Annotated in this window: 4 protein-coding genes; 3 read left to right on the forward strand and 1 reads right to left on the reverse strand. The window is 37.1% G+C overall.

Annotation, left to right across the window (positions count from 1 at the left end; translation table 11 throughout):
- Both I593_RS20790 and I593_RS03895 read left to right on the forward strand, forming a co-directional pair.
- Positions 1-155: type II toxin-antitoxin system Phd/YefM family antitoxin (locus tag I593_RS20790; protein ID WP_016166260.1), on the forward strand; the 155-nt coding region annotated here is incomplete at its 5' end.
- Complete coding sequence (locus I593_RS03895) at positions 142-405, forward strand: Txe/YoeB family addiction module toxin (RefSeq protein ID WP_000184943.1); 264 nt, start codon at positions 142-144, stop codon at positions 403-405. The genes I593_RS20790 and I593_RS03895, both read left to right, overlap by 14 nt.
- A gap of 61 nt (positions 406-466) precedes the next feature.
- Here I593_RS03895 and I593_RS03900 read toward each other — a convergent pair whose 3' ends face one another.
- Positions 467-769 carry a hypothetical protein gene (locus I593_RS03900; RefSeq protein ID WP_000110201.1) on the reverse strand — a complete coding sequence of 101 codons (303 nt, stop codon included), beginning with the start codon at positions 767-769 and terminating at the stop codon, positions 467-469.
- Positions 770-980: 211 nt separating this feature from the next.
- Here I593_RS03900 and mobQ point away from each other — a divergent pair.
- Positions 981-1,517: MobQ family relaxase (mobQ, locus tag I593_RS03905; RefSeq protein WP_016166261.1), on the forward strand; the 537-nt coding region annotated here is incomplete at its 3' end.

Raw genomic sequence — 1,517 nt, forward strand, 5'->3', positions numbered from 1 at the left:
CTGTAGTAATGGGACAAGATCATTACGATAGCTTAATGGAAACGTTATATCTCCTTTCATCTCCAAATAATGCAAGTCGTTTAAATGAATCAATTGCTCAATTACGTGCAGGGAAAACAAAACACAGAGAGTTGATTGAGGATGACGAATCGTAACGTCGAATGGACTGATAATGCCTGGGATGAATATATCTATTGGCAGACACAGGATAAAAAGATACTTAAGCGTATTAATACCTTAATCAAAGAATGTCAGCGAACACCTTTTGAAGGAACAGGAAAACCAGAACCTTTAAAAGCTAATCTTTCAGGATTTTGGAGTCGTAGGATTGATGAAAAGCATAGATTAGTTTATGAAGTGACAGATGAACGAATCTCTATAATTCAATGTCGATTCCATTACTAACAAGATCCCCTATTTTTAGGGGATTGTTTTTTTATTTAATACAAAATCTCATATGCGAAATTTAGGTGTTATTCCATATAACGCCATTAAAAAGATCTTTATCTTTCTGCCTATTTTCTTCAGTCTTACTTTCCGTGCTTAAAAACTTTTCAAAATCGGTTAGTTGACCCTTAAAAGATTCATCATTTTTCAGTTTGTTTAGAACCCAAGCCCCCAGTAGAATTTTACGTCTAGTATCATCTTTTCTTTGTCGATCAGAATTTTTCTTTTTTTCACGAGCAGCAATAGCTTGTTTTTGTGCTTTTAGTTGTCTTAATCGTTCTTCTTGCTTTGCAATTTTTTGCTCTAAAGTTTCAACACTCATACCATCACCATCTCAAGGAATCCCCCTCAAGCATAGGTCTGTTTGAATTGAAATTCAAGACAGCCCATGCTATCGTGGTTTTCCCGAAGGGCGCACTTAGCCATTGGATTTCATCCAATGGTGCGACAAGGGGTAAATCCCCTTTGTAATCCCCTGACCAACATATACATGTTGGTAATTTCGATAAATCGAAATAAAGAGCAAAAGCAAAATGGCGATATATCATTTTTCAGTTAAAACGATTAGTAGAGGTAATGGACGATCGGCCGTTGCTTGTGCTGCATATCGTTCAAGTGAAAAATTGGTATGCGATTTTTATGGAAAAGAACAAGACTACACAAGAAAAACTGGTGTCGAATTTACAAAAATCTATGCACCTGAAAATACAAATACTGAGTTACTCAAGCGCCAAACACTTTGGAATGAAGTCGAAAAGGTTGAACGTAGAAAAGATGCATTACTTGCAAGAGAGTTTGAGATTGCATTTCCCAGTGAGTTAAACGCTGAACAGCGTGAAAATATGCTCAATGAACTTTGCCGAAACCTCGTTAAAAAATACGGTGTCATCGTTGATGCTGCTATTCATGCACCTCATACAGACAGTGGAAGTGATGAACGCAACTACCATGCACACATCATGTTCACAACCCGAAGTATTAATGAGCAGGGTGGCTTTTCAGCAAAAAAATATAGGGACTTCAGTCGTGACAATGGCACAGAAACTGTAAGCCACTGGAGAGAATCATTT

The organism is Acinetobacter tandoii DSM 14970 = CIP 107469, assembly GCF_000400735.1.
GTDB lineage: Bacteria > Pseudomonadota > Gammaproteobacteria > Pseudomonadales > Moraxellaceae > Acinetobacter > Acinetobacter tandoii.

What these genes read in the sequence shown, in the direction of transcription:
- I593_RS03895 (WP_000184943.1), top strand. Translation starts at nt 142, where the DNA reads ATGACGAATCGTAACGTCGAATGGACTGATAATGCCTGGGATGAATAT.
- I593_RS03900 (WP_000110201.1), bottom strand. Translation starts at nt 769, where the DNA reads ATGAGTGTTGAAACTTTAGAGCAAAAAATTGCAAAGCAAGAAGAACGA.